Genomic DNA, 25,430 nt, shown 5'->3' on the forward strand with positions numbered 1-25,430 from the left:
TGCGTACGCCGTCTCCGCCGGACACACTGGACGCATGGAAGACCGCAGTCGCGACCTCGCCGATTTCCTGCGCACACGCCGCTCCCGGATCACCCCTGACCAAGCGGGGCTGCCCGCCGACGGCCGGGCCCGCCGCGTGGCCGGCCTGCGCCGTGACGAGGCCGCCCGACTGGCCGGCGTCAGCACCGAGTACTACACCCGGCTCGAACAGGGCCGCGCGCGCAACCCCTCACCCGAGGTCGTCGAAGCCCTGGCCCGGGCCCTCCGGCTCGACGCCTCCGAACGCGAGCACCTCACCGACCTGCTGGCCCGCCCCGCGACGCCGCGCCGCGCCCCGGCCGGCCCGCAGCGGGTCCGTGCGGGCCTCCATCTGATGCTCCAGACCCTTGACCACGTGCCCGCCTTCATCCTCGGCCGGCGCACCGACGTCCTGGCCTCCAACCGGCTCGCCCGCGAGGTCCTGACCGACTTCGACGCCCTGCCCGCACTCCACCGCAACCTGGCCCGCTACTACCTGCTGGACCCTGCGGCCCGGGAACGGGTCGGCGACTGGGAGCGGATCGCAGCCGAGACCGTCGCCATCCTCCGCCTCGAAGCCGGCCGTCACCCCCACGACCGCCGGCTCGCCGACCTCGTCGGAGAACTCACCCTGAAGTCACCGGAGTTCTCCACCTGGTGGAACGACCACCGCGTGCTGCGCCGCACCCACGGCAGCAAGCACTACCACCACCCCCTCGTAGGGGACCTGCACTTCGCGTACGAGTCGTTCCAGGTACCGGGTGACACCGAGCAGACCCTGTGCGTCTACAACGTCGAGCCAGGCTCCGAAACCGCCCAGGCACTCACCCTGCTGAGCAGCTGGACCGCCTCGGCCCCCGAGGGACGTACGCCGTCCCCGGACGCGGCAGAGGGACACAGATGACAGGGCGCGCCGACGCGTGCGGAGGCCACGAAGTGCTCGGGGTCCGCGTCCGTGGAGCGTGTGTCACTGCTGCCCGAGGTGTTGCTCCAGCCAGCTGAGCAGGGCCGCGAACTCCGGGGACATGGCGGTGTCCGACTGGGTGAGAACGGTCGAGCGGCCGTCGTCCTCCACGGTGATCGTGTAGCTCATCGCGTCCCTGGCGGGGTCGGGCCGGTCCGGCCCGGCCCCGCCAGGGACGGCTGCCGGGAGGGCCGCCGCCACCAGCCGGGCCAGTTCCGCCGCGTCGTTCTCGGGCAGGGCATCGGTGTCCACCACGTCGGGCGGAAGGCTCAGACGGATCGCCGCCGCCAGCCCGCCGTGCCTGGCCAGAGTGACCTTCATCGTGCAGAACCTCCCGGCCGGCCGAGCGGCCGCCCCTGCTTGCCGTGACGATCGCCTGACCTGAGGACGAGCCCCGTAGCCGGGCGGCCGCGCGTCAACCGCCCGTGGTCACCTGGGCGCCTTCAGCGCGGTCACGTCCTGGGCCAGCTCCTTGACCTGGGAGGCCAGCGCACCGACCTGCTGGCTCAGGGCCGCCAGGCCGTCGTCCCGGCCCGCACCACCGCTCCGGCCGGCCGCGAGACTGCGCGCCCGGGCGAGTCCGGACGGGACCCCGCTGATCTGGATCCCCACGTCCTGCCACGCCGCCAGCACGGCCAGCTGCTGCGCGCTGTCAGTCCCGTAGAGTTCCTCGGCCTTCTGGTAGGTGGTGTCCGCGAAATCCTGGAACTTGGTCTCGGCGCTGGATGCCTTGAGCGACTCGTACCAGATGAGTCCGGGCGCCTCCCACGCGAATCCGCCTATGCGCACCGCCGTCAGGTAGAACGCCTTGTTCGGGATACCGGAGTTGATGTGCACCCCGCCGTAGTCGCCTCTCTCGGTGTTGGGCAGGTTGACGAATTTGCTCATGTGGTCGGGCTGGGGGTCCTTGCCGAACATGGCGTTGTCGTACGCCTGGCCCGGAGCCTTCAGGGACCGCAGCGCGTCGGCGTCGATTCCCGGGGTGAACACCTCGGCCCCGAGCAGCCAGTCCGCTGTCTCGGCGGACTGGTTCAGCGACCACTGCTTGACCAGCGACCCGAAGACATCCGAGATCGACTCGTTCAGCGCCCCGGCCTGGTGGTGGTAGGCGAGACCCGCGGTGAACTCGGTGACTCCGTGGGTCAGTTCGTGGCCGATCACGTCGAGGGATCCGGTGAAGTCGGTGAACATCCTTCCGTCTCCGTCACCGAAGACCATCTGCCGTCCGTCCCAGAACGCGTTGTTGTAGTTCGAGTCGAAGTGGACGTATCCGTCCAGACGCATTCCCATGCCGTCGAGCGAATTGCGCTGGAACACCTTCTGGTAGAAGTCCCGCGTCGTGCCGAGTCCGTCGAACGCCCGGTTGACGGACTTGTCCGAGGCCTCTGGCCCTTCCTCGGTCCGGGCCAGAACGGCGAAGGGCAGGAACCTGCCCTGCCGGCAGTCGAAGACCGTCCGCCGGCCATTGCCGGGGGCGGCCGCGCCGGTGAAGGACGCCCTCACCGAGCGCTCACCCCGCAGCCGCGTCGTCGTCAGCAGGGTGTCCAGGGCGGCCTTGCGTACTTCTGTGTCGTCGTTTTCCAGGAGCTTGTCGAGAAGGTGCGGGGGGATGATGCAATTGACGCGGCGGGCCCTGCTCATGGGAAACCTCCTGTTGAAGAGGAGCGGTGATGAATCGTCGGTCACTTGATCGCGGGTTCGCGGATTCTCATGTCACTGCCTACTGCACTTCCAGCTCGAAGACGACGGGGCAGTGGTCCGATGCCTTCGGCTTGTCCTGCCCCACGCCGGGGAACCGGGGACCGGTGTATTTGACGGCACGCAGCGGGACTCCTTTGCGGAAGATCTCCGGCAGCGCGTGCGGGGCCGCCTGGGCGAGCGAGGTCGACGGCAGGAGGTAGTCCAGCTGCCGGTATTCGTCGCCGTCGTCCCAGTAGTGCGTCCACTGGTCGTCTTCGGGTAGGCGGGCCACTACGTTCTCGACCTGGTCCCAGTTGACGACCTGCTCGATCCCCGAATCTCCGCCGCCGCCCGGGTCCAGATAGTCGTTCAGATCGCCCAGGACCACGAATGGACGGTCACCCGGCGACGCGTGCCCGAAGCGGTCGGTGACGATGTCCATCACCTTCGCGGCCTGCCGTTCCCGCTTCTCCCGGGTCTCCGCACGTCCGCCGAGCATGGACTTGAAATGATTGACGAACAGCGTCACAGGAGTCTTCCGCCCCTGTCCCACCTCGACCTCGATATCGACCTCAAGACAGTCACGGGAGAACAGCGGTGCCGTCGGGCTCACGGGATCCATCAGATGCTGGTACGAGCGGATACGCGTGATCGGCCACTTCGACAGCACCGCGACATCGATCAGCCGCGGATCGTTACCGTCCACTCCGGCGACATACGGGTACTGGGTGCGCCCGCCCAGCGCCTGAGCACGGAAATGCTTGAGCGTATCGACGTTCTCCACCTCTTGCAGGCACAGCAGGTCAGCACCCAGCTCCCGTACCGCCGCCCCCGTGATGGCTTTGTCATCCATCCCCAGTTCCTCGAATTGGGTCTGGTCGACGATCCATCCCCGTGAGTTGGCGGTCGCCGGGTCGATGCCGTCCTTGAACCGCCAGCGCGCGAAGAGGTTCTCGACGTTGAACGTGGCCAGTCGCAGCTTTGTCACAGGCTCTCCCGAGAAGATCGGGATGGATATGCGGCCACCGCAGAAAGAGGGCACGTCTGCACTGGTGCGGCAACAGCAGGAGAAGCGATGGCACCCACCGGCCCCTTTTCCAGCGGCAGGCCCACGCTGACATCAATATTTTCCTGCCGGCCACGGCGACTGGCAAACGCAGGGGCCATATGCGGGCCGAGTCCGGAAGCCCTGAGACCGCTGTTCCGTGATGACCGCGTACCGCTGTCCGTTCCGGAGGGTCGGGTCCGACTTGCCCACGCCGGCCTGGCCGTCGAACGCCGTCAGAGGGACTGCGTTGCTACGTGGGCGGAAGGGATTGCCGCGACGTGTCGATCCCGTAGGGCTGCGCCGTCGGTGGGTCGTTGAACATGACGCCACGGGCGGACAGTTCGTCGTACGCGGCCTGGCAGTCGTCGGTCTCCAGGAACAGCGTGCCGCCCGCACCCTTGGCCACCAGATCCGACAGCCAGGCACTACTCGCCTTGTCCAGCATCGGCGGCCCCGGTACGGGCATCAGCACCAGCGCCGGACCGACCCCGCCGGGCGGCCCGACGCACAGCCAACGGAAGCTCCAGGCCTCCATCGCCACGTCCGCCCGTAGGCCATCGCCACACAGCGGGGGATGCGCACATGCCGTGCGGCCGGCGGGTGCGCCGCCCGGTACGCCTGCGGGGGCATCCCGTACATCCTGCGGAAACTCGTCGTGAACGAAGCGATGCTCCGCACGCCGACGGCGACCCCGATCTCGGCCACCGTCCAGTCGGTGGCCGGCAGCAGGGTGGCGGCCCGCTCCAGGCGACGGGTCAGCAGGTACTGGTGCGGTGACTCGTCGAACGCGGCCTTGAAGCGGCGGCTGAAGTGGACCGGCGACAGCGCGGCGGCCGCGGCCATGTCGGCCACCGTGAGTGCCTCGGAGTAGCGGGCGTCCGCGAGATCCCTGGCGCGGAGCAGATGACCAGCGATCGGAACATGAGCCACGGAGCTATTCTCCCGCTCGAACCCGTCCCGGAGCTACAAACGCACGGGGAGGGCCTTCAGGTGCCAGTTGACAGGATTGGTGCCGCGCTGCAGGTGCTGTGGATCGGTGGCGAGCCGCAGGTCGGGAACACGGTTGACCAGTGCGGTCAGGGCGATGGCGGTCTCCTCGCGAGCGAGGTGTGCGCCGAGGCAGCGGTGGGCGCCGTGTCCGAAGCCGAGGTGTTGTTCCCGGCTGTGGCGGGTGCGGCTGATGTCGAGGCGGTCGGGGTCGGTGAAGGCGGCCGGGTCACGGTTGGCCGCGGACACGATCGGGAGAACGGCTTCCCCGGCCTTCACCGGGGTGCTGCCGAGGGTGGTGTCGCGGAGGGCGTAGCGGGGCAGCGCGCGCACGACGGGGCCGCAGTAGCGCATGAGTTCGTCGACGGCGTGCGGCATGAGGGTGGGGTCCTCGCGCAGCAGGGCGAGTTGGCCGGGGTGGGCGAGAAGGGCTTCGGTGCCGTTGGCGATGAGGTTGACGGTGGTGATATGCCCGGCGACGACAAGGTTCGCGATGAGAGTGACAAGCTCGTCTGCGCTCAGCCGGGCCTGGTGGTCGGGGGCGAGCAGGTCGGAGATGAGGTCGTTTCCGGGGTGGGTGGTGTGGTGGTCGACGAGGGCGATCGCGTCGTCGACCATGCCTGCGAGCGCGTCTCCGAGTTCGTCACCGCAGACGCCGGCGACCAGTGTGGCGCTGCGGGCCCGCCAGCGGTCGCGGTCGGCCTCGGGGACGGCGATGAGTTCGCAGATGACGGTGATGGGCAGTGGCCTGGCGAAGTGCTCGACGAGGTCGACCACGCCGTCTTCGGCATGGTCCGGCAGACGGTCGAGCAGCTGGGTGGCGATGGCCTCGATCCTGGGGCGCAGCGCGGCCACGCGGCGCGGGGAGAACGCGGCGCTGACCGGGCCGCGCAGGCGGCGGTGGTGGGGGCCGTCCGCGTCGAAGATCCCGGCGCGCACATACTTCTCGTAGCCCTGGTACATGCCGCGGGCCTGCCAGGTCTGCTCGGTACGGTGTGCCACCGGTGCGCCGGGGACGGCCGTGGCGTCGATGGTGAAGTGGGAATCGCTCATGACGGTACGGATGTCGTCGTGGCGGGTGGCGACCCACATCGGGTCGACGCCGGGCACGCGCCCGCGCACCATCTGCTCGCGTTCGCGGATACGTGCATAGGAGGTGAAAGGGTCTCTGACCAGCCCCTCATCGGTCAGATCCAGAGGTTCGTCGCCAGTGTCGGTGCTGTCTGGATCCCGCATGTCCACTCCGGAAGAGTCACCTGTCCGGTCGCGTCCTGCGTACCTCCTGGGCACGAATCCACCCGGACGAGTGGATGAGCAGCACACGGTCTGGTGCCCATGGCCGGCGGAGGAGTCCAGCTTGTTCTCCAAGGTCTGAGTCGCCTTGAAAGCGTGTGCCGAGGCCCGACCGGACGCTGAGTAGGGTTGTGGCTATGGCCAAGGGAATGGGGCGGCGGCCCGAGGCGGACCTGGACAGCGGCGTCGAGGACGTGACGCTGCTCGTCCTGGAATGGCTCGGTGAGCAGGGTGTCGGTGCCATGATCAGAGTCGACGCGGAGCGTTTGCGTGAGGGGCGGCCGGCATGGACATTTGCCGCTTCTGGTGGGCCATTGGACGGCGGGATGAGGGCAGACGGAGCCTCCGTCGCCGAGTGTATGGGCACAGCGCTGCTTCGATTGCGAGAAGCCGGGCTGGCCGTTCCCTTCTGAAGCGGTGTTGAGCGTCCGAGCTGGTCGCGTTCGGCCGTGATCTCGGAGCGTCTGACTGTTTCGCCCAGGTCGTAGCGGGTGGCGGGGTGCCGGTTCCGCGAGCCGGGCGGTCGGCCGGGACCGGGCCTGTTGGGGCAGACCAGACGTCGCGGCATGAAGTCGTACTCGGTGCTGCGCGGATCCCGGAACCGCTCAGAGAACAAGGTCATGCGGTCTGACGGTGATGGGTGGCCTGCTACTGATCGGCCTGCGGCATCCGGACGACCGCGGTCCCTCTCTCCAGGTCTATCCTCGTCCGGTTCGGCGGCGCGCTGTCTTCCTCGTCGTCCCGCATCACCAGTGCCGACTGCCGCTCCTTGAGTTCGTTCTGCTTCCCGGGCGAAATGCTCGCGTGGAGCTGCTCGAATCCGGTCGCCGATATCTGGCCCTGCCGGACGCTGTTCCGCCATGGCAGCAGTCCGGCCCGTCCGGCACGGAGAAGCAGCTGGTCTGCGAAGGCCACGACGGTCAGGAGGATGACCAGTCCGGGCAAGGTCATGAAGACGGCAAATTCCATGCCGTCATTATCCGGACCGGTGCCGGTGCCGTTTAGCCCGTCAACCGGTTCAGGGCGATGAGGGTCTTCTCGCGGCGGACGGTTTCGCCCACGTCATAGCGGGGCGCCGGGCGCTTGTTCTTCGTGCCGGCCTTGCCGCACCCAGGCCAGGCGGGTGACGTCGTATCCGGTGTCCGTGACGATGACAATGTCCGGCTCGCCGGGCTGCCACCGGCCCGCTGCGACGAGCCGTTCAACGATTGCCGGGGTGCGCGGTGGCCGACGCCCGTCTGCGGACGTACACCCGTGGGCTGACAGGGGCGGTGGATTGCATCGGCGGACGGATGTGGCCCCGCCGCGCCGGATGACAGCGTTCTGCCCAGGCGCACGGGTCGTAATACAGCACACCGATGCGCGAGCCCGGGCGCGGCTGACGATCAGGCAGCCGAGCCCGGCTTCCGTCCAGGAGACTCAGGGAGGGGCCGTGAACACCACACCGTTCACCAGCCGAGACACCATGACGCGCCGTCGCCTGCTGGGAGCCGCCCTGGCGGCCGGCGCGGCCCTACCGCTCGGCCTCACCGGGCGGGCCCGGGCAGCCTCGGGCACGCCGACCCCGGCGCAGCTCACCCTGCCCGCGCCGACCGGGCCGGACCCGGTGGGCACGGTGGCGCTGCACCTTGTCGACACCGCCCGCCCGGACCCCGTGGCGGGCCCGGGACACCACCGGGAACTGATGGCGAGCCTTTGGTACCCCGCGCGGGACGTCGAGCGGTACCCGCCGGTGCCGTGGATGTCCGCCGGCACGCTGCGGGAACTGCTCACCTCCGCGGGGTTCGCCGCCGACGCGGCACAGGCGCCGCTCACCGCCGGCCACCACGGCGCCCCCGCGCGGCGCGGCGGCCGGGGGCTGCCCGTCGTGGTGTTCTCGCACGGCGCGCACAGCCACCGTGCCGACCACACCGTCATGGTGCAGGAACTCGCCAGCCACGGCTATGCGGTGGTGACGGTGGACCACACGCACGACGCTTTCACCGAGTTCCCCGACGGCCGGGTCCTCGCCCCGCTCAGGGACCCGCAGCACGCGATGGGACCGGCGGACTTCGCCACCGACATCCGCTTCGTCCTCGACTGCGTCGAAGACCTTGCCGCCGGGCGCAGTCCCGACGCCGACGGCCGGCCGCTGCCCCAGGGCCTGGCCGGCGCGATCGATCCGCGGCGCATCGGCATGTTCGGCTGGTCGAAGGGCGGGACGGCGACCGCCCGCGTCATGCTCGACGATCCGCGCGTTCGGGCCGGACTGAGCCTGGACGGCCCGATGCTGCCTGCCATCACCAGTGACCTCGACCGGCCGTTCATGATGCTGACCGCCGAGTTCACCCGGGCCAAGGAGCCCAGCGTCGCCGAGTTCTGGACACACCTGCGCGGCTGGCGGCTCGACATCCAGGCCGAGGGCGCCGTCCACTCCTCCTACGGCGACAACCAGGTGCTGGTCCCGCAACTGGCCAAGGCGGTGGGGATGAGCGACGAGGAACTGCGCGGCTGGATCGGCACTCTCGACCCGGACCGGGCGGTACGCATCCAGCAGGCGTACCCGCTCGCGTTCTTCGACCAGCACCTCAGGCACCGGCACGGACACCTGCTCGACGGCCCGTCCCGCGCCTTTCCGGAGGTGACGTTCCTGCCGTGATCCGGGATACGAGCGCGCGAGGCCGGGCGGAGCCGCTGATCTCGGTTGCGGTCATGAGTCAACTGGCCGGCCACGGCCGCCACGGAGTCGGTCAACTCCAGGAGCACGTCGGTTGGTCTTCTGATCGGTGATGCCTCCCTCACAGGGCGGGGATCAGGTCAGCCTGGCGAGGATCTCGTCCGCGACGCGGTGCCCGGATTCGGCGGCTCCGTCGATGTAGCCGACCCACCGGGTCGCGGTCTCGGTGCCTGCCCAGTGCAGCGGACCGACCGGCTTGCGCAGGGCCGGACCGAAGCGGGTGAGGGTGCCCGGCGCGGTGAACGCTCCGTAGCACCCGCGGCTGTACTCCTCCTCCGCCCAGTCGCGTTCGATGTAGGCGATGGGGTGTCCGGCCCGCGGGCCGAAGTAGCCGACGAGGTCGTGGATCACCTGGGCGCGCCGCTCATCGGCGTGCATGCGCGAGCCGGCATCAGCGTGCCTGCCTTCGAGGAAGCCGACGAGCACGCCGGGAGAGCCGCCGAACGGTGTGTTGTCGAGCACGGTGCCCAGGGGACGGTAGGTGCTGTTCGCCTGGCCGCTCAGGCCCGCGTGGCGCCAGAACGGCTCGTCGTAGGCGACGTTGACCTTGATGACCCTGCCCATCGGCATCCGCTGGACGAGCTGGTCGCGGTCGCCCGGAAGACCCGGGGTGAAGCGGATGCGTGCGGCGAGCGGGGGTGGCACCGCGACCACGGCCCGGCGGGCGCGCACCGTCAGACCGCTGGACGTGACGACCCGGACGCCGGAGGACTGCCGGTCGATGCCGGTCACCGGCGCGTCCAGGACGACCCGGTCACCGAGTTCCTCGGCCAGCTCCAGCGCGATGCGCTGCGTCCCGCCGACCACTCGGTCCTGCTGCGCTCCGCCGGTGACGTTGATCAGCGGGTCGAGGCCGCCCGCGCTGCCGACGTAGAAGGCGGCCCAGAGCGCGGACATGTCCTCCGGCTCGGCGGAGAACACCGCCTCGGTCACCAGCCGGAAGAAGGCACGGCCGCCCGCGGTTCGGGCGGTCTTGCGCAGCCAGGTGTCGAACGTCTGACGGTCCAGCTCCTCGGCGTGCGGCGCCCGCCACGGATCGGCCGCTGCGACCTGGCGTGCGATCCGGTCCAGGCGGTACTGGGCCTGCCCGATGTCCGCCAGCACCAGCGGGTTGAACTTGGGGATACGGCCCGTGTACCGGGAGCGGGACGAGCCGACCTCGGCGATGTGCTCGCCGTCGACGTGGGTGGGATAGGTACGCAGGCCGAGTTCCCTGACCAGCGCCATCACGTGAGCCTGCCCCGGGCCGACCCACTGCCCGCCCACCTCGATGGGGGCACCGCCGGGCAGTTCGTCGTTCAGCAGGCGGCCACCGACCCGGTCGCGCGCCTCCAGCACCCGTACGTCCGTCCCGCCCTGAACCAGGTCGCGGGCGGCCACCAGGCCCGCCACTCCGGCCCCGACGACCACCACGTCCACCGACTTCTCCATCACCGGCACCTCTCATGCGGAGTGCATCTGACAGAAGCACGCGGAGAACACCGCCGGGCCCTGCTCGGCACCGGCCGGCACCTCTTCGTCGAGAGTGAGTACGCGAGCGTGTCCGCGGAAGATGTCGTGCGCGGGGACCGACTGTGCGGACCGGCCCGAAGCGGCTCAGCGGCGAACCGGAAGGTGCTCGGCCACGTGAACGCCGCCGCCTGCCGGTGAGGAAGGCCGGACACCTGGCCCGTCGCGGACGCACCAGGCATGAGCGGTTGCCGCGGTCAGCGTGCGAGCAGGCGATCGATCAGGCCGTCGACATAGTCCGGTGTCAGCGGTCCGACGCCGAACAGCACCCGGATGTACATCGGCGCCAGGACGACGTCCAGCACGTCCAGCACGTCGGGAGCCTCCTCGCCGCGTGCGCGGGCCCGGTCGAGCATTCCCTGGAGCTGTTCGGAGCGGGCGCCGAGGAACCGGTCGCGGGCCGCCTCGCCGGACGGACCGGCGGTCAGCACCGTGACGACGGTTCGCAGCAGTGCCAAGCCGTCCGCCCCGGAGACGTCGGCGGCGGCCTTGGCGGCGAAGGCGCGCAGGTCTCCGGCGAGGCTGCCGGTGTCGGGCATGGGCGAGTGCTCGGTGAGACGGCTGACGACCACGTCCATCAGCAGGGACTCCAGACTGCCCCAGCGGCGGTAGATGCTGCTGTCGGCGACCCCGGCCCGGGCGGCGACCTCGGCCACCGCGAAGGTGCCGTAGCCGCGTTCGGCGAGCAGGTCCGTGACGGCCTGGTGGACGGCGCCGCGAACCCGCGCACTGCGTCCGCCCGGGCGGCGGGTGGCGGGCCGGACCGGCGGTGTGGGCGGTTGGGGGTTCTCGTTCACGACAACCAGCTTAACGCAGCTGACAGTTGCGTTTGAGTGGTGGCCAGGTCTACGGTCTCACTAAAGCAGTCATCTACTGCGTTAGGAGTTCTCCGATGGAACCGGTCTTCTTTCCCGGCCACCCCTCCTTCTGGTACGAGACCCTGCGGACGCTCGGTCACATCGCCTACGGCGGCGCCGACTTCGGCGAGGTCGCCGTCACCGCCCGGCGCATCACCCCCGGCGACTACGACAGCTGGCACGACCACTGGCTGGCCACCGCCGACCGGATCGCCGGCCAGGCGCGCACCTCCCTGGCGGGCGGCCACCGCACCAGCGCCCGCGACGGGTTCCTGCGCGCCTCGAACTACTACCGGTGCGCCGAGTTCTTCCTGCACGGCGACAGCGCCGACCCGCGCATCCGTCGCGCCTACGACGCCTCCGTCCGCTGCTTCCGCGAGGCCGCCGCACTGTTCACCCCCGCCGTCGAACCGGTCGAGATCCCCTACGAGGGCACGACCCTGCCCGGGTACCTCTACCGCCCCGACGACTCCGACGCGCCGCGCCCGACCGTGGTCATGTTCAACGGCTTCGACGGCACCGCCGAGGAGATGCACTTCTTCGGTGCGGTGGCGGCGGTCGAACGCGGGTACACGGTCCTGGCCTTCGACGGCCCCGGCCAGCCCGGCACTCGCCACCGCCAAGGGCTGACGTTCCGGCCGGACTGGGAGAACGTCGTCACACCGGTGCTCGACCACGCCGTGAAGCTCCCGGGGGTCGACCCGGACCGGATCGCCCTCCTCGGCGTCAGCATGGGCGGCTACCTCGCGCCCCGCGCCGCCGCGTTCGACCGCAGGATCGCAGCCGTCATCGCGCTCGACGGCGTCTACGACCTCGGCGACATCAGCACCGCCGCCGTCCCGGTGCCCCCGCAGGAGGCCGAGCGGCGACTCCGGCTCCCGCACGACCCCGGCATGGACGCGATGGTGGAGGCCGCCATGGCCGCCGACCCCGCCATCAAGTGGGCCATGGAACATGGCATGTACGCCATGGGTGTCGACACCCCGCGCGCGTTCGCCGCCTCCTACCTCGACTACCACCTGCGCGACGGCATCGCTGAGCGGATCTCCTGCCCGGTGCTGGTCTGCTCCGGCGAGCACGACGGCTTCTTCGAGGGACAGCCGGAGAAGCTGTACTCCCACCTGACGTGCGAGAAGACCTTCATGACGTTCACCGGGGAAGAGGGCGCCGACGCACACTGCCAATCCGGCGCCCAGCGCCTCGCGTTCGCGCGGATCTACGACTGGCTGGACCGGGCGATGGCCCGGCGCCCCACGGTCATCAGGCGCATCGATCAGGCGCTCGCCATGACGGCCGCTGTCGTGGAGGCGATCGACGGCGACGCGTGGTCCGCCGCCACCCCCTGCCCGGGGTGGGACGCGCGCACCACGCTCAATCACGTCGTCGGCGGCATGCGGATCTTCGCCGCCGAGCTGACCGGCACCGACCCCGGCGGCGAGCACCACGACGACTGGCTCGGCACCGACCCGGTCCACGCATATACGGAGGCTGCCGAGACCGACCGCGCGGCCTGGCATCACGCGGCCCTCACCGACGCGGATCTTGCGAAGGTGACGGTACGGCTCGGGTTCGGCGCCGTTCCCGGGCCGATGGCCGCTCTGATCCACCTCACCGAGGTACTCGTCCACGGGGTGGACCTGGCGACAGCCGCCGGCCGCACGGACCTCGTCGATCAGCGACTGTGCGAGGACCTGCTCGCGCACATGCGGCACACGGGCCTGGACGCGTTCCGCCGGCCCGGCATGTTCGGGCCGGAGACCACGGCGCCGGAGGGTGCGGCAGCGCATGTACGGCTGCTGGCATTCCTCGGACGGCAGGTCTGAGCCGCCACGGGCACCCGCACGCGCCCGCGTCCGCCTCACCGTGTGTCCGGGCGCAGCGCTGCGCGCGTCACGGCGTCGGCGGTCCCCCGCGGTCATACTGACGGCCTGTCACCCGTCCGTCCGCCCGAACGCGCGCGGCGCCCAGCGGTCCACATAGGCGGTGACCGTGCGGGCTTCGATGTCGAGGAGCCTGCTGTGCTCGGGCACCCATGGCTCGGCGAGCACGGTGGCGATGGCGGTAGGGAAGGACGGGAGGCGGGAGCAGGCCATGACGCTGGCCCGCAGATAGGGGCTCGGCAGGTGGAGCAGCGCGGTGCGCAGGACGTTCTGGAGCCACGCCTGGTGGTCCGCCGGGTACGGGGCAAGGCTCCGGAAGCGGTGGAGGACAACGGATTTCGCGGCGCCGAGCAGTGGCCGACCCAGGCGCCACCAGCGCAGGGCCAGTTCCACGTCTTCGAGGCCGTGTCCGGTGAAGGGCGCGAAGCCTCCCTGCGCCAGGAACCGGTCGCGTACGACGGCGAGGCACCCGCCGGGGACCAGGCCGACCTCGCCCCCGGTGCCGGTCACGGGCCGCCACCGGTAGGCCAGCAGCGGGTCGACGATCTCCGCCCCGCAGCCGACGAAGCGCGGGTCCGCGTGGTCGCGTACGGCGGGGCCGACCAGTGCGTCCGGCTCGCGGTCGAGTACCGCGACGAGCGGTGCCAGCCACTGGTCGTCCACGGCGCAGTGGGCGTCGAGGAAGACGACGACCGGCTGCCGCGCCGAGCGCGCTCCGAGGTTTCGGGCGGCGGCGATGCCGACGTGGTCCTGGTGCAGGACGCGCACCCCTGGCGGCCAGTCGCGGTCACAGCTGCCGTCCGTGCTCCCGTCGTCGACGAGGACGATCTCCCGTGGCCGGACGGCCGCGCCCTGCACCGAGGCGACCGTCTGCGCGACCGAGTCGCCCTCCTGGAAGGCGGACATGACCACGGAGACGGGAGCGCAGGAGTTCACGGCACTTCAAGGCCCTTGCGCGGGCCCGTGGGACAGGCGGACGCCAGTTCCGGGGGCAGCGTGCCGGCCACCGAGGCAGGCGTCTGGGCCCTGCTCCAGAAGTTCTGGCACTCCGGCAGCAGAAAGCCGTGGGCGGTGTCGACCCACGCGTACCGCTCCCTCTCCCGGGTGAGGGCGAAACCGCGCAGCAGCGCGAACTCGCAGAACAGACCGACGCCGGCGGTCAGGGCGTAGCGGTCGATCGGCATCCCGTGCGCGTGACGGCACCAGCCCCGCACGGCGGCGTACACGTCGCGCGGGACCACGACCGGCGGTGGCGATGTCACGTCGGGCTCGACGGGCTCGCCCAGGAAGGCGGCGGGGCACTGCCGCCAGCCGTCCGTCGCCGGCCGGGTACTGCGGGAGTCGAAGGCCATGCGGGGTCGTCCGTGGTCGAACAGCCGCGCCGTGAGATCGCACGGTGCGACGAACACCTGGTCGGAGTCGAGGTGCAGAATCACCTCCGCGTCCGTGTAGAGATCCGCGTGCAGCTTGGTGATCTGCTGCCCGAGGTAGTCGTCGGCGTAGTCACGGCAGACGCGCAGCCGGACACGGTCCGACTCGATCTCCTCCCGGTCCATACGGCCCAGGCTCGATCGCGGGACGACCACCACGACCCGCCGGTGTCCCGAGGCGAAGACGGCGATGGAGCGCAGGGCGAGCGCCAGCCAGCGCCTGTCGCGGTGGAAGGACCGGATGACGATGTCGAGCGTCCTCGTCACGGCGGGGCACCGCTAGTCGGTCACGGCAATCGGCTCGGCCTGGGCGGCGGGCCCGGGCGTGCCGGTGATGCCGCCGGGCGGCAGCGTGGTCAGCAACTCGTCGAAGCCCGGGAACAGATCGGCCCAGCGCGTGTCGCCGGCCCAGTGGGCCGCGATCCCCGCCGTGAGCGCGAGATGGAAGGCGGTGAGCCGGGAGACGTGCCCCGGGTCCAGGTGGAGAGCGAGCACGTCACCGAGGCGCACGCCGTCCAGTCCGAGCGCCTCCAGCGCGGCGGACGGATTCGCCGTGTACGCCGTGAACTCGGCCTCCCCGGTCATCACCCGGGCCTGGCGCGGTACGAACCCCACACGGCTCAGCTCACCGGACACGACCGCCGACCCCACGTTGACGAAGAGCGACACCCACTCCACGCCGTCGTCGGCCAGGTCCTCGAAGACGACTTTGGTCACGGCAGCGGCCAGCCCGATATTGGTGGCGTGCCGCGCGGACAGTAACGCCGGGGTGTACAGGGCCTGCCCGTCCGTACCCCGCACCGCCACCGCCAGGGCGCGCACGATCCGCGCGCCGATACCGGAGGGCGGCCAGGGGCGTTCCTCGAACGCCACCACGGACCTGGTCCGGGACGTTGCCGCGAGCGGGTCCAGCACCTCTTCGAGCAGGTGACCGAGACCGAGCTGTCTGAGGAACGTGGCAAGCTCGGGCCGGAACTCGACCATCAGATCACTGGTCACGCGCAGTTCCAGACGGTCGTTCAGCTCACTGTGGAGATGGGGCATCGTCCGTCCTCCTCGTCGGTGTCGTCCAGGTCGTAGAGCCAGCCCACGGCGGAATACCGCACGCCCGCTCGGACAGGGCGCACCTCGTGCAGCAGGTCCGAGCGGAAGGTGACGATGCTTCCCGCGTCTAGCCGCACGGTGTGCGGCGACACGGATCCGTCGGGCCGTGGAAGGTAGACGACGAGCGCTCCGCCGTCGAAGGACGGCAAGCCGTCGCGCGGCGCCACGTCGTTCAGGAGGCACACGAGAGACAGACGCCGGTTGCGCACCACCGCAGGATCCAGCGGATCCTCGGAGCGGTCCCGGTGGGCCCGGAAGAAGCCCCGCGCGGAGTAGCTGCACAACTTGGGACCGTCCAGCGCCATCCGCGGCCATCCCGTGCCCCCGACGGCCTGGCCCGCGACCGCGCGCATGGCGGCGAGGACAGGGCGCACCTCGTCAGGCCCGGCCTGGTGCTCCGCGCAGCTGCGCACACGCGCATCGACCATGTCACAGCTGCGCCGCAACACCGGCCCCGCGACGGTCGCCGACCGCGCCATCGCCTCGACGACGCCGCGGCAGTCCGGCAGCGACAGCGCACCTCGCCAGACCTTCAGGGGCTGCACCTCGGACCGCTCCGCGCGCGGGTGGGTGTCTGTCCGCATGGTTCGGTTCCCTCGGTGGGCGGTACGACAGGCGGGGGAGTGGAAGGACGGCCGCACGGGGCAGCCCGCGGTTCCGCACGCAGCGAGACGATACGGGCGGACTGCACGGTTCACGCTAAGCGCTCCCCACCGATCAGAGCCGGAACAGCACGCCCCCGTCACCCTGTCGGCGCCATGGCCCCCCGGCCCGCCGTCCGGCGCCCGCCTCCAGCCGCAGGATCTGTCGCCCTGGTCTGGGACAATCACCTGGCACGACGCCCTCACCGTCGTCGACTGCCCACGAGGAGGGATTCACCACTCTCGCGGTCCAGGTCCCCTGCTGTGGCACCGCGACCTCGCTGGACGCACTGGACTACGACTGGCCGTGCGGCTTCGCCCGATTCGAGATCACCGTGTGGAACGGACGGTGCGGATCCCTGCTACGGGCATGAGCACCAGTACCCGTCCACGACGGACGGCACAGGGCTCCGCATGGTGTCGTCCGGTGTCACACGTGCGGCCGGCGCCCCCTCTCCTGCCGAGGGAAGGTCTGCTCCGCCCCCGGCAGGGCCGGCCTCGGCAGTGTCGCCACCTCCTCCTTCGCCCTCTCCAACTGCTCGGCGGTGTCCTCGGGCAGCCGCGGCGGCCGAGGGCGGGCGTCACGGAAGCGGAAGGCGCTGGTGAAGTCACCGAACGTGGCGCGCCGCCAGTCGCTGATGTTCGGTTCGGCCCAGCCACCCACCGTCCAGGGCGAGATGATGATCGCCGGGACACGGAAGCCGCCACCGATCGGCAGGCCCTTGATGTACTCGTCGGGCGTGCCCGCGGGCGCGGTGGGCGGCGGCACGTGATCGAACAGGCCGTCGTTCTCGTCGTAGTTGAGGATGAACGCGGTCTTGGGCCACACCCTCGGGTTCGACGCGATCGCCTCGATCTTCGAGGCCACGAAGTCGGCGCCGGCCGCCGGGAGGTAGTCGGGGTGCTCCGACTGGTGACTCGTCGGCGTGATCCAGCTCACCGCCGGAAGCCGGTCGTTATGGGCGTCGTCCTCGAAGGTGCCCTCGGGCTGGGGCCGTACGCCGCGCTCGTACAGGTCGGAGCCGGGCTGGGCGTTCTTGAACGCGGCGAACCGCTCCAGCGTGTTGCAGCCGTAGTCGTCGTCCTGCTGGTACACCTTCCAGCTGACGCCGGCGGCCTGGAGCCGTTCGGCGTACGTCGTCCAGCGGTACGGGGTGGGCGCGGTGTTGTTGATGACCGGGCCGCCCCGGGTGCCACCGGGGTCGATCGTGCCGGTCATCCACATCACCCCGTCACATAGGGGCCGTTGACGCCGTCGGCCTTGCGGTGCGCGGGCAGCCACTGGTCCATCTTGCCGCCGTTCCAGGACTGGTGCTGCACGGACCAGGCGTGGCTGGTGGACGGGATGGCCTGGGCGCTCGTGGTGTGGGTGTCGAGGTGGAAGGGCAGCAGGTAGCCCCTGGGGTTGACGGCGTCGGGCTGGTGGAAGACGCTGCGCCCGGTGTCGAGCCGCAGGGAGTTCGGATCGTCGAAGCCCCGGACACCGGACAGGGTGCCGAAGTAGTGGTCGAAGGACCGGTTCTCCTGCATCAGCATCACGACGTGCTCGATGTCGCGCAGCGAGCCCTGCGCGGGCGGCCCGGCGGCCACGGCCTTCTGGACGCTCGGCGGGAGGAGGGAGAGGGCCGCGGCGCCACCCAGCGCACCCGCCGCCGAACCCAGAAGTCTACGACGTGTCAACTCAGCCATGACGGACCCTTCTTGAGCGGTGCACGCTCGTTCGGACGTGACGGCCGGCCCGGCAGGACGGCGGGGCGCATCAGGGAGGGACGGTGAACATGCGACCAACGTGCAGGAAGGGCTTGGCCAAGTCGTGACATCCAATGTCCGTACGCTGCACGCCCGTTGCCTGCGTTGAGAAAACGATCTCCGCTACATGGATCCGAATGGCGGCGCCTTCGCCCGCCCAGTATTGTCCTGCCCGCCGCCCGCGCCGCCCCTTCCAAGGAGAGCCATGCCCCCTCCCCGGTTTCCCGAGCCCGCGCCGGGCGACGTACTGCTGATCTCCACCTGCTACGAGGACGGCGCGGCCCGGTGGGGCGGACTGCTCGACCGGATCGACGCCCGCCGGGAAGACGACGTGCTCGTCCTCCAGCCCGGCGGGGTACGGCTCCGCCCGGCCGAAGACCGCCGATGGGACCACCTGCACGGCGGCAACGTCCCCGCCCTCCTCCCGCCCACCGGCCTCCGCCCACCGGTCGCCGTCCTGGCGGACCTCCCCGCGGCCTACGGCGACGGCCCCCTGCTGGTGGACCTGGCGGCGTTGCCCGGGCGAGGTGTCAGGGTTGCGCCGGCCCGGCTCGGCGAGGTCCTGGCCGCCGTGCTGGACGGCACGCTCGCCTTCGACGACCTGGTCCGCGCCATGGACCGGTACGGCATGTACCAAGGGGACGGCGGCCGGCCGGCCTTCCCCACGCCGACGACGGCCGTACCGCACCGCTCCTTCCCACCGCTGCCCGCCACCGCCGCCGCTCTGCTCGTACGCACCTGCTTCGACGACGAGGAGGGCTGGCGAGCCCTGCTGGACGACCTCGGCGGGGCCGACGAGGACGGCTGGGTCGGCGCGGACCTGGACCCGGACGAGATCGACATCGAGCACTACCCGCTCGAGGCGCTGGTCGTCGACGACCGCGCCTTCGAGGGCCTGCGGCCGGGTCAGGTCCCCGTGCTGGTCCCGCCTGGGGAGCACACCACACTGGTCGCGCTCGCCGACGCCCGGACGTTCACCGAGCCCGGCCGGCCGCTGACCGTCGTCGACCTGTACGACACCCCGGGTCGGTCCACGGTCCTTCCCTGCCGCGAGGTCGGATCGATGGCGTGCAACCTGGAGATCGGCAACATGGACTTCCACGAGTTCATCGCCGTACAGGGAACGCAGCCGTGGTGGGCGGAATGATTCAGTCGATCACCGGCCGCCGGCACGCCGACGCACTCACGTGTCACGTCGGCACAGTTGACTGCCCAGGAGTGTGCGCTCGTAGAGGACGTTCCGCCCGTGCCGTGACCGCGTCACCAGCCCGGCTGCCAGGAGCACCGAAAGATGCTGGCTGACGGCGCTGGGGGTGACACCGAGCCGGTGCGCGAGATCCGAGGTCGTGGCCGGCTCGCCGAGCAGGGCGAGCAGCTGTGCCCGGGCGGCGCCCAGCAGCTTGCGCAGAGCCGGCGAGCCCCCGTCCGTCGTGCGCTCGGCGACGACCCCGAGCCCGCGTGCCGGATACGTGATGCAGGGCGGACCGTCGGGGACGATGTCGGAGAACGCTCCCCGGGCGAACAGCGAGGGAGCCAGGACGAGTCCGCGCCCCGCGACGTCCACCGCGCCCGGAGAATAGAAGTCCGGCGGCAGGTTCTGGTCGCGAAGGGTGAGGATCCCGTCGTGCCAGCTCACCCGGGTGTCCAGATCAGCGAAGAGACCGTCGGCCCCGCGCTCCGCCAGCATCCGTGCCCGGTGGACGATGTCGGCGGCCAGAACGGTACGAGCCCTGGGCCACCAGGCCGGCTCCAGGCATGTCTCCCAGTACTGTCGGAGGGCCGTGCAGATGCGCTGGAGGAGTTCGCCGGGCCTGGTACGGACATCCTGCAGCACGGCGGGCAGCGGGTGGCCGGCGCCGTGGTAGGCGGCCTCGATGTCGTGGCGGACGACGTCCGGTGAAGTCGCGTGAAGGATGTCCAGCCCCTCACCGAACCCCATCCACGGACGGGTGGGCCGAGGGGTGAGGAAATCCGGAGAGTACCCGGGCGGCGCGATCAGGGCATGCAGGAGTTCACTGTCCAGCGCCGCGACCTGCGGGCGCATGCGCTGAAGCCACGGCTGGTGCCAGGGATATTTCGCCGGGGGATTGACCCACGTCCGCAGGCTCAGGACCGTCTCGGTGAGCGGACTGCAAGCGAAGGAGGTTGCCGACAGGTCGGCGACCTCAAGCCGGAAATTGAGCGTCGCAACCATTAAGCCGCAGGCTAATACAGTTCCTCTGCGCCAGGTGCCCGCACCAGACTCGCAGAGCAGGACGGCGTCAGAGGACGAACGATGCTCCAGACGGTGTCCGTGCCGGTGTCGCCGGAGGCTGTGTGACGGGGGAGCCTCCGGCGGCGCCACTCATCGACGCCCGAAGGAGCGCATGCAGGGTTCCTCCGGCGTCCTCGCCACGCCGCCGGCGAAGAGGCACACTCCCTCCATGGCAGACATGGGGGCATTCCGAGAAGCAGTCACCGCCTGGGCGAACGGCGGCCCGGGCGAACCGGCGCAAGACCTTGCCGTGCGGCTGCGCGTACGGACAGCGGTGCTGCTGGAAGGGCCGAGCGACCTCGCGGCCGTCGAGGCACTGGCCGCACGGCACGACCGCGACCTCGCCGCAGAAGGAGTGTGCGTCATGCCGGTGGGCGGAGCCATGAGCATCGGTCGCTACGCCGCCGTCCTCGGCCCGCCCGGGCTCGACCTGCACCTGACCGGACTGTGCGACGAAGGGGAACAGCGCTTCTACGACCGCAGCCTGCACCAAACGCACACGCCGCACCGCAGCTTCTTTGTCTGCGTCACAGACCTGGAAGACGAACTCATCCGTGCACTGGGCGCGCCGGCAGTGGAAGAGATCATCCAGGCCGAAGGGGACCTGCGCGCCTGGCGCACCTTCCAGCACCAGCCCGCACACCACGGCCGGTCCCGCCGGCAGCAGTTGCGACGCTTCCTCGGAACGAAGAAGGGCCGCAAGATCCGTTACGGCCGCCTCCTCGTCGAAGCACTCGACCCCGAACGCGTACCGGCCCCGCTCGACGACCTCCTCACCAGCCTGTGACCCACGCGCCCCGACGGCCGGACCACGGGTGTGGCGGTCGTCATCGCCCCGGCCGAGCCAGTGGCCACCGGCCTGCCGGACCCAAGGCGAGCCGCCTCCACACAGCAGCCACCGGACCAGGTCGACGTCCTGGTGTACTTCTGCGAGACCGGCTCTCCCCACTTGGCGTAGTCCCGCTGCCCGCTCTTCTTGTGCAGCTGCCGGACGGAGGCGTGGACCAGGCGCACCTTGGTGACGTTCGCCGCGAGGGTCCCGTCGCGCAGGGCGTTCCTGTTGCCCATGTCGATGAACAGGCGGGAGGACTGCGACAGTCGTCGTCCCGGACCGTCGACGCCGCCGAGGCGGCCGGTGGAGCGGAGGGTGAAGGCGCCGGTGGGGGAGAGGTAGGTGCCGATCAGTCCGACGGTGCCCTGGAGCATGGAGGCCACGCCGTGGTGGTGGTCGAAGAAGCCTTCGGCGGCCTTGACGTCCGCATCGCTCCAGCCCGGCAGCTCGGGCGCGGCCTCGTGCAGGAACCGCGTCAGCCGCTCGGGCAGGTTCGAGAAGTCCATGCCTGGCTTGAGCGTTCCGATCGTGCGGAACAGGCCGTTGACGCCGTCCACCTCCCGGTTGTCGATGAGGTCGGACACGAGTGCGTCGGCGGCCGGGTCGCCTTCCTGGTTCGCTGCCTCCAGTTCGGCTTCCACCGTTTCGACTGTCAAGGGCACAGCAGTACTCCGTTCCTCAGAGATGTCGAGCCGCCCAACCGCCGCCGCGCTTCGGGCCGGGCACCAGGGGGTTCCCCGATGCAGCTGGCCGAGAGCCGGGTCCAGGAGAACTGCCCGCAGGCGTGCTCCTGCAGGCGCCGGCAGGGGCGACACGGGTGTCTCCGGCGAACCAGGGGCCAGGGGCACCGGACCACGCGTCTCTTGGTTGAGGACACGGGTTCTCAGCAGCGGGAAACAGGCTCGCCCGTACGTCTGACGATCGAAGTGGTCGAAGCAGCCGGTGACGCCCGTCGCGCGGGCGTCGGTCGCGTCACGCCTCCGCCCCGGCCTACGAACCTGGACCTTGGCGGCGTCCAGACCCGGTTCGACACCTCGGCTTCGGCATCGGCAAACACGCCGTCCCCGTCCGAAGTGGCCGGCATGGGCGATCGGGATCAGCACGCCCCCGCTCGGCCGGCAGCGCACGAACTTCCCCGTCAGGGCGCGTGACGGTCGAGCGATCGACACCGAACAGCACTGCCGAGACCGCGTGCGGCAGGTCGTGCCGCAGATGAATCAGCGTGGCCACCAGACGATCCACAGGCCCGGGAACAGTGGATGCGCCGACACCGCCCGATCGACCATGCTCCTTACGACACGAGCATGCCCGTCCGCTGTCACGCACCAACCCGTCAGCGCCGACGCGGGATGCCCAGCGTCTGCATGAGCTGGGCGAGTTCCTCCCGGAAGAGCTTCTCCGGGCTGGTGGTCTGGGCGTGCATGTGGCCGTAGACCTCCAGCGACACCAGTCCGTGCAGATGTCCCCAGATGCGCAGAGCGAGGGCGACGGCTGCGGGCGGCAAGTCGGGGAAGGCGGGACGCACCTTGTCGAGGAGACCGGGGTCGAAGTCGGGCCAGTCGAACGTGCTGTCCTGGTAGAGGTGCCGGGCGTAGGGCCAGGCGGCTGCCGCGAGGGCGGTGAGCCCGGTGCAGACGCGGCGTGCGGCATCCGGGGCGGGGCCTCCCTCGGGGGACTGGTAGCCGGGGACTGGGTCGCCGTAGATGAGGCGGAACCCCTGGGGGTTGACCAGGGCCCAGGCCCGGAAGGCGTTGGCCCAAGCCTCGATCCGGACGGCGGGATCCGCGGCGGGCGCGGCTTCCCAGGCAGTGTCCACGGCGTCGGCCAAGGCGGTGTACACGTCGTTGATCAGCGTGGTGACCAGGTCGTCCCGGGTCGCGAAGTAGCCGTAGATGGCGTTGGCGGTCATGCCCATCTCGCGGGCGATGGCCCGTAGGGTGATGGCGTCCGGCCCGCTCGAGGCCATCAACGCCAGCGCCACCTTCTTGATTTCGGCCGTGGTCTCGGCCCGTAGCCGCTCGCGTCGTCCCCTGCTGCCCGTGACTGTCACAGCAGACACTCTACAGCGTTTATTTACTTCACCGCGTATCTAGACTTCACGGCGTATAGTTTCTGCACGGCGTTACATTCAAGGGCGTCCCACGTCTGCATGCACAGGGGAGAACCATGCACATCGGAGTCATCGGAGCCACGGGGACCATCGGCAGCCGGGTCGTCACCGAGGCCCTCGAACGCGGTCACCAGGTCAGGGCGTTCAGTCGTGACGCCAAGCAGGCGCAGCGTGAGGAGCGCCGGGACAACATCACGTGGGCGAGTGTCGACGTCCTGGACGAGAAGAGCATCGCAGGCATACTGCCCGGCCTCGACGTTCTGATCAGCGGGTACCAGCCGGGCAACGCCGCCCAGGACTTCGCTGAGACCGTGCGGCGCTCGATCGCCGACCCGACTGTCTACGGGACAGCGGCGCGAGCTCTGCTGAAGGCTCTGGAGAGCCACCCGCGGACCCGGCTCATCGTGATCGGTGGCGCCGGCAGCCTCGAGATCGCACCGGGAGTGGTGCGCGCCGACTCCGATGAGCTGCTGCACGCTGCCCTGGACCAGCTCGGACTGCCCCGGGAATACGCTGCGGCGGTACGCGGTCACCGGGACGCCCTCCAGGTCCTGCGGGCCTCGAACCGGCTGTGGACCTACTTCAGCCCCGCGGAGGAGATCGCCCCCGGCGAGCGCACCGGTCGCTTCAGGATCGGCGGTGACCAGCCGGTCCTGGACGCCGAGGGGCGCAGCCGCATCTCGGTGGAGGACGCGGCCGTCGCCCTGATCGACGAGGCGGAACTGCCCCGCTTCCTCCAGCGTCGCTTCACCATCGGCTACTGAAGCCACAGCCCATGTCCCCGTGGGGGAGCTCATGAACTCCCCCACGGAAAGGCCCCCCAGGCAGGGTGCCGCCGGACAGACCGGCTGCGCGGCAGACCGCGAAGGCGCTGTGACGGACCGTTCGGCGGGCTGTTCACCGGCGCCCCGGACCGGGCCGGCCTCCGCAGCCCCACTCATCTGCCTGCGACTCCGACCAGCCGGCGTGACGCCTCGGCAGACACCGGCGCATCCGACCACCTTGGCCGCCGCTCCATCCAGGACACCGAGGCCGACGCGCGCACCTGTCCGCCGGCGCCTCCGCGTGACCCAGCGCGCTCCAGACCCGTCCGCCTCCGCCTTCAAGCAGGTACGCCCTCACGTTGTCCGAAGTCACTTACGGCACGCCAGGAAATTCCGGACCCCACGGTGGACCGGGACGGACACCATCCCCTCCGGAGGTAAACCGGTCGCTCTGCGCGCCACTGCTCCCGTAGGGTGCGCGGGTCGATCTGGCGCAGAAAGACGGTGGTCAAGGTGGCGCCCGGTGCGGTGACGCGGGAGCAGCTGGCGGGTGCGGCACGGGCCGCTTTGGGCGGTGGCCGGAGGCTGGAGGGCATCGAGCGGGTCGCCGGCGGCAGCAAGAAGGGCGTGTACCGCCTGGTGATGGGCGACGCAACAACCGCGATCGCCTACCTGTGGGACGACACCGAGAACTACTGGCCGGCGGCCGAGGGCGACGACGACCTCACCGATCCGTTCTCTCCCGCTCTCGGGCTCGACCTGTTCGAGGCAGCGCACGCGCGGTTGGACGCGCTCGGCGTCCGCGTCCCGGCGATCCGTCTCCTCGACCGCGACGGCGCCCACTGTCCGGCCGGCCTGGCGATCGTCGAGGACCTTTCGGGCGAGAGCCTGGAGGCGCTGCTCGCCCGGGACCCGCGCGCGGCGGCCGCGGTCATGGAGCGGCTCGGGGCGGCACTGGAGGCGATGCGACGTCACCGGGCGCCTGCGTACGGCAAGGTGGCCGTGGTCGACGCGGGAGGCTCCTCGCGCGGGACGTCGTGCGAGGGGGTCGTCCTGGACCGTGCGCTGCGCGACCTCGCCGAGGCGGCGTCGCGCGACCCGCGGATCGCGGGCGCCCGCGACCGGCTTCAGGAGCGGCTGCTGCATCTGGCGGCGGCGGTGCGGCCCCGCACCCAGTACGCGGTCGTGCACGGCGAACTGGGTCCCGACCATGTGCGGGTGGACACGGACGGGCATCCCGTGGTGATCGACATCGAGGGCTCGATGTACTTCGACGCCGAGTGGGAGCACGTCTTTCTACGGATCCGCTTCCACGACGCCTACGGGGCGCTGGAGGCGGACGGACTGGACGAGGACCGGCTCGCGCTCTACCTGCTGGCACAGCGGCTCTCGCTGACGGCGGGCCCACTGCGGCTGCTCGACGGGGACTTCCCCGACCGGGCGACCATGGCAGCCATCGCCGAGCACAACCTGCACGAGGCACTGGCACTCGTCCACGCCTGAACGGCGGCTGGGGCGAACGCGGCCTGCCCGTCGTCTGAGCCGCATGGGTTGATGAGCATCGGCAACTCCGATGACGCTCATGCACCGCACA

At 70.6% G+C, this 25,430-nt stretch carries 24 protein-coding genes and 2 pseudogenes; 8 read left to right on the forward strand and 18 right to left on the reverse strand.

Translation table 11 applies throughout. The features are described from left to right. Window positions 1–34: 34 nt before the first annotated feature. A complete protein-coding gene (locus ABZ937_RS08405) occupies window positions 35–922 on the forward strand; it encodes a helix-turn-helix transcriptional regulator (protein WP_361687484.1) in 888 nt (295 codons plus the stop codon). A gap of 63 nt (window positions 923–985) precedes the next feature. Here ABZ937_RS08405 and ABZ937_RS08410 read toward each other — a convergent pair whose 3' ends face one another. From ABZ937_RS08410 to ABZ937_RS08435, 6 genes are all read right to left on the reverse strand, one after another. Continuing rightward, window positions 986–1,303 carry a protealysin inhibitor emfourin gene (locus ABZ937_RS08410; protein ID WP_361687487.1) on the reverse strand — a complete coding sequence of 106 codons (318 nt, stop codon included), beginning with the start codon at window positions 1,301–1,303 and terminating at the stop codon, window positions 986–988. A 108-nt stretch (window positions 1,304–1,411) separates the two neighbouring features. Beyond that, window positions 1,412–2,623 carry a M4 family metallopeptidase gene (locus ABZ937_RS08415; protein WP_361687489.1) on the reverse strand — a complete coding sequence of 404 codons (1,212 nt, stop codon included), beginning with the start codon at window positions 2,621–2,623 and terminating at the stop codon, window positions 1,412–1,414. A 79-nt stretch (window positions 2,624–2,702) separates the two neighbouring features. Continuing rightward, window positions 2,703–3,650, reverse strand: coding sequence for an endonuclease/exonuclease/phosphatase family protein (locus ABZ937_RS08420; RefSeq protein ID WP_361687492.1), 948 nt, complete (start codon window positions 3,648–3,650; stop codon window positions 2,703–2,705). A gap of 310 nt (window positions 3,651–3,960) precedes the next feature. Beyond that, window positions 3,961–4,176, reverse strand: coding sequence for a hypothetical protein (locus ABZ937_RS08425; RefSeq protein WP_361687495.1), 216 nt, complete (start codon window positions 4,174–4,176; stop codon window positions 3,961–3,963). Beyond that, window positions 4,176–4,640: an AraC family transcriptional regulator gene (locus ABZ937_RS08430; protein ID WP_361687498.1), complete on the reverse strand. Its 465-nt coding sequence runs from the start codon at window positions 4,638–4,640 to the stop codon at window positions 4,176–4,178. Before ABZ937_RS08430 ends, ABZ937_RS08425 begins: the two co-directional genes overlap by 1 nt. A 33-nt stretch (window positions 4,641–4,673) precedes the next feature. Then, complete coding sequence (locus ABZ937_RS08435; RefSeq protein ID WP_361687501.1) at window positions 4,674–5,807, reverse strand: cytochrome P450; 1,134 nt, start codon at window positions 5,805–5,807, stop codon at window positions 4,674–4,676. Window positions 5,808–6,127: 320 nt separating this feature from the next. On the opposite strand from ABZ937_RS08435, the gene ABZ937_RS08440 reads away from it, so the two are divergent. After that, window positions 6,128–6,403: a hypothetical protein gene (locus ABZ937_RS08440; protein WP_361687504.1), complete on the forward strand. Its 276-nt coding sequence runs from the start codon at window positions 6,128–6,130 to the stop codon at window positions 6,401–6,403. Window positions 6,404–6,638: 235 nt separating this feature from the next. On the opposite strand, the gene ABZ937_RS08445 is transcribed toward ABZ937_RS08440, so the two are convergent. Beyond that, the gene (locus tag ABZ937_RS08445; RefSeq protein WP_361687507.1) at window positions 6,639–6,959 is read right to left on the reverse strand and encodes a DUF6191 domain-containing protein; all 321 of its coding nucleotides are present in this window, start codon (window positions 6,957–6,959) and stop codon (window positions 6,639–6,641) included. Window positions 6,960–7,422: 463 nt separating this feature from the next. Between ABZ937_RS08445 and ABZ937_RS08450 the strand changes: the two genes are divergently transcribed. Continuing rightward, window positions 7,423–8,628, forward strand: coding sequence for an acetylhydrolase (locus tag ABZ937_RS08450; protein ID WP_361687510.1), 1,206 nt, complete (start codon window positions 7,423–7,425; stop codon window positions 8,626–8,628). Window positions 8,629–8,781: 153 nt separating this feature from the next. On the opposite strand, the gene ABZ937_RS08455 is transcribed toward ABZ937_RS08450, so the two are convergent. Together ABZ937_RS08455 and ABZ937_RS08460 are read right to left on the reverse strand one after the other, a co-directional pair. After that, a complete protein-coding gene (locus tag ABZ937_RS08455) occupies window positions 8,782–10,137 on the reverse strand; it encodes an FAD-dependent oxidoreductase (RefSeq protein ID WP_361687513.1) in 1,356 nt (451 codons plus the stop codon). Window positions 10,138–10,412: 275 nt separating this feature from the next. Further along, complete coding sequence (locus tag ABZ937_RS08460) at window positions 10,413–11,012, reverse strand: TetR/AcrR family transcriptional regulator (protein WP_361687516.1); 600 nt, start codon at window positions 11,010–11,012, stop codon at window positions 10,413–10,415. Between the two features lie 95 nt (window positions 11,013–11,107). Between ABZ937_RS08460 and ABZ937_RS08465 the strand changes: the two genes are divergently transcribed. After that, the gene (locus ABZ937_RS08465) at window positions 11,108–12,895 is read left to right on the forward strand and encodes a TIGR03086 family metal-binding protein (protein ID WP_361687519.1); all 1,788 of its coding nucleotides are present in this window, start codon (window positions 11,108–11,110) and stop codon (window positions 12,893–12,895) included. Between the two features lie 108 nt (window positions 12,896–13,003). On the opposite strand, the gene ABZ937_RS08470 is transcribed toward ABZ937_RS08465, so the two are convergent. From ABZ937_RS08470 to ABZ937_RS08490, 5 genes and pseudogenes are all read right to left on the reverse strand, one after another. Then, window positions 13,004–13,888, reverse strand: a complete 885-nt coding sequence (locus tag ABZ937_RS08470) for a glycosyltransferase (RefSeq protein ID WP_361687522.1) — start codon at window positions 13,886–13,888, stop codon at window positions 13,004–13,006. Beyond that, window positions 13,885–14,649 (reverse strand): hypothetical protein, encoded by a 765-nt coding sequence (locus tag ABZ937_RS08475; RefSeq protein WP_361687525.1) that lies wholly within the window; start codon window positions 14,647–14,649, stop codon window positions 13,885–13,887. Before ABZ937_RS08475 ends, ABZ937_RS08470 begins: the two co-directional genes overlap by 4 nt. 12 nt (window positions 14,650–14,661) lie before the next feature. Further along, window positions 14,662–15,426 carry a hypothetical protein gene (locus tag ABZ937_RS08480; RefSeq protein WP_361687528.1) on the reverse strand — a complete coding sequence of 255 codons (765 nt, stop codon included), beginning with the start codon at window positions 15,424–15,426 and terminating at the stop codon, window positions 14,662–14,664. Further along, window positions 15,402–16,070: a 2OG-Fe(II) oxygenase gene (locus ABZ937_RS08485; protein WP_361687531.1), complete on the reverse strand. Its 669-nt coding sequence runs from the start codon at window positions 16,068–16,070 to the stop codon at window positions 15,402–15,404. The genes ABZ937_RS08480 and ABZ937_RS08485 overlap by 25 nt, the downstream gene beginning before the upstream one ends. A gap of 487 nt (window positions 16,071–16,557) precedes the next feature. Continuing rightward, window positions 16,558–17,816 (reverse strand): annotated as a pseudogene (locus ABZ937_RS08490) (alkaline phosphatase family protein). Window positions 17,817–18,081: 265 nt separating this feature from the next. Between ABZ937_RS08490 and ABZ937_RS08495 the strand changes: the two are divergent. Beyond that, window positions 18,082–19,023 (forward strand): hypothetical protein, encoded by a 942-nt coding sequence (locus tag ABZ937_RS08495; protein ID WP_361687534.1) that lies wholly within the window; start codon window positions 18,082–18,084, stop codon window positions 19,021–19,023. Between the two features lie 36 nt (window positions 19,024–19,059). Here ABZ937_RS08495 and ABZ937_RS08500 read toward each other — a convergent pair whose 3' ends face one another. Next, window positions 19,060–19,920, reverse strand: a complete 861-nt coding sequence (locus ABZ937_RS08500) for a helix-turn-helix domain-containing protein (RefSeq protein ID WP_361687537.1) — start codon at window positions 19,918–19,920, stop codon at window positions 19,060–19,062. 379 nt (window positions 19,921–20,299) lie between these two features. Between ABZ937_RS08500 and ABZ937_RS08505 the strand changes: the two genes are divergently transcribed. Further along, entirely contained in the window at window positions 20,300–20,917 is a 618-nt protein-coding gene (locus tag ABZ937_RS08505; RefSeq protein WP_361687540.1) for a TOPRIM nucleotidyl transferase/hydrolase domain-containing protein, read from the forward strand. Here ABZ937_RS08505 and ABZ937_RS08510 read toward each other — a convergent pair. From ABZ937_RS08510 to ABZ937_RS08520, 3 genes and pseudogenes are all read right to left on the reverse strand, one after another. Beyond that, window positions 20,839–21,618, reverse strand: a complete 780-nt coding sequence (locus ABZ937_RS08510; protein ID WP_361687778.1) for a hypothetical protein — start codon at window positions 21,616–21,618, stop codon at window positions 20,839–20,841. The genes ABZ937_RS08505 and ABZ937_RS08510 overlap by 79 nt on opposite strands. A gap of 330 nt (window positions 21,619–21,948) precedes the next feature. After that, window positions 21,949–22,204 (reverse strand): annotated as a pseudogene (locus ABZ937_RS08515) (transposase family protein); the annotation flags it as partial. A gap of 91 nt (window positions 22,205–22,295) precedes the next feature. Next, on the reverse strand, window positions 22,296–23,012 hold the full coding sequence (locus ABZ937_RS08520; protein ID WP_361687543.1) for a TetR/AcrR family transcriptional regulator: 717 nt from the start codon (window positions 23,010–23,012) through the stop codon (window positions 22,296–22,298). Between the two features lie 116 nt (window positions 23,013–23,128). Here ABZ937_RS08520 and ABZ937_RS08525 point away from each other — a divergent pair, with 116 nt between their 5' ends. Together ABZ937_RS08525 and ABZ937_RS08530 are read left to right on the forward strand one after the other, a co-directional pair. After that, window positions 23,129–23,836, forward strand: a complete 708-nt coding sequence (locus tag ABZ937_RS08525) for an NAD(P)H-binding protein (RefSeq protein ID WP_361687546.1) — start codon at window positions 23,129–23,131, stop codon at window positions 23,834–23,836. 528 nt (window positions 23,837–24,364) lie between these two features. Next, window positions 24,365–25,339 carry a phosphotransferase gene (locus ABZ937_RS08530; RefSeq protein ID WP_361687549.1) on the forward strand — a complete coding sequence of 325 codons (975 nt, stop codon included), beginning with the start codon at window positions 24,365–24,367 and terminating at the stop codon, window positions 25,337–25,339. Window positions 25,340–25,430: the final 91 nt, after the last annotated feature.

Source organism: Streptomyces sp. NPDC046727 (assembly GCF_040645635.1).
GTDB lineage: Bacteria > Actinomycetota > Actinomycetes > Streptomycetales > Streptomycetaceae > Streptomyces.

Excerpts from the sequence above, each read along its gene's own strand:
- ABZ937_RS08525 (WP_361687546.1), top strand. The coding sequence starts at position 23,129 with ATGCACATCGGAGTCATCGGAGCCACGGGGACCATCGGCAGCCGGGTC.
- ABZ937_RS08415 (WP_361687489.1), bottom strand. The coding sequence starts at position 2,623 with ATGAGCAGGGCCCGCCGCGTCAATTGCATCATCCCCCCGCACCTTCTC.
- ABZ937_RS08500 (WP_361687537.1), bottom strand. The coding sequence starts at position 19,920 with ATGCGCCCGCAGGTCGCGGCGCTGGACAGTGAACTCCTGCATGCCCTG.
- ABZ937_RS08455 (WP_361687513.1), bottom strand. The coding sequence starts at position 10,137 with ATGGAGAAGTCGGTGGACGTGGTGGTCGTCGGGGCCGGAGTGGCGGGC.
- ABZ937_RS08445 (WP_361687507.1), bottom strand. The coding sequence starts at position 6,959 with ATGGAATTTGCCGTCTTCATGACCTTGCCCGGACTGGTCATCCTCCTG.
- ABZ937_RS08405 (WP_361687484.1), top strand. The coding sequence starts at position 35 with ATGGAAGACCGCAGTCGCGACCTCGCCGATTTCCTGCGCACACGCCGC.
- ABZ937_RS08410 (WP_361687487.1), bottom strand. The coding sequence starts at position 1,303 with ATGAAGGTCACTCTGGCCAGGCACGGCGGGCTGGCGGCGGCGATCCGT.
- ABZ937_RS08440 (WP_361687504.1), top strand. The coding sequence starts at position 6,128 with ATGGCCAAGGGAATGGGGCGGCGGCCCGAGGCGGACCTGGACAGCGGC.
- ABZ937_RS08495 (WP_361687534.1), top strand. The coding sequence starts at position 18,082 with ATGCCCCCTCCCCGGTTTCCCGAGCCCGCGCCGGGCGACGTACTGCTG.
- ABZ937_RS08505 (WP_361687540.1), top strand. The coding sequence starts at position 20,300 with ATGGCAGACATGGGGGCATTCCGAGAAGCAGTCACCGCCTGGGCGAAC.
- ABZ937_RS08425 (WP_361687495.1), bottom strand. The coding sequence starts at position 4,176 with ATGCCCGTACCGGGGCCGCCGATGCTGGACAAGGCGAGTAGTGCCTGG.
- ABZ937_RS08485 (WP_361687531.1), bottom strand. The coding sequence starts at position 16,070 with ATGCGGACAGACACCCACCCGCGCGCGGAGCGGTCCGAGGTGCAGCCC.
- ABZ937_RS08480 (WP_361687528.1), bottom strand. The coding sequence starts at position 15,426 with ATGCCCCATCTCCACAGTGAGCTGAACGACCGTCTGGAACTGCGCGTG.
- ABZ937_RS08465 (WP_361687519.1), top strand. The coding sequence starts at position 11,108 with ATGGAACCGGTCTTCTTTCCCGGCCACCCCTCCTTCTGGTACGAGACC.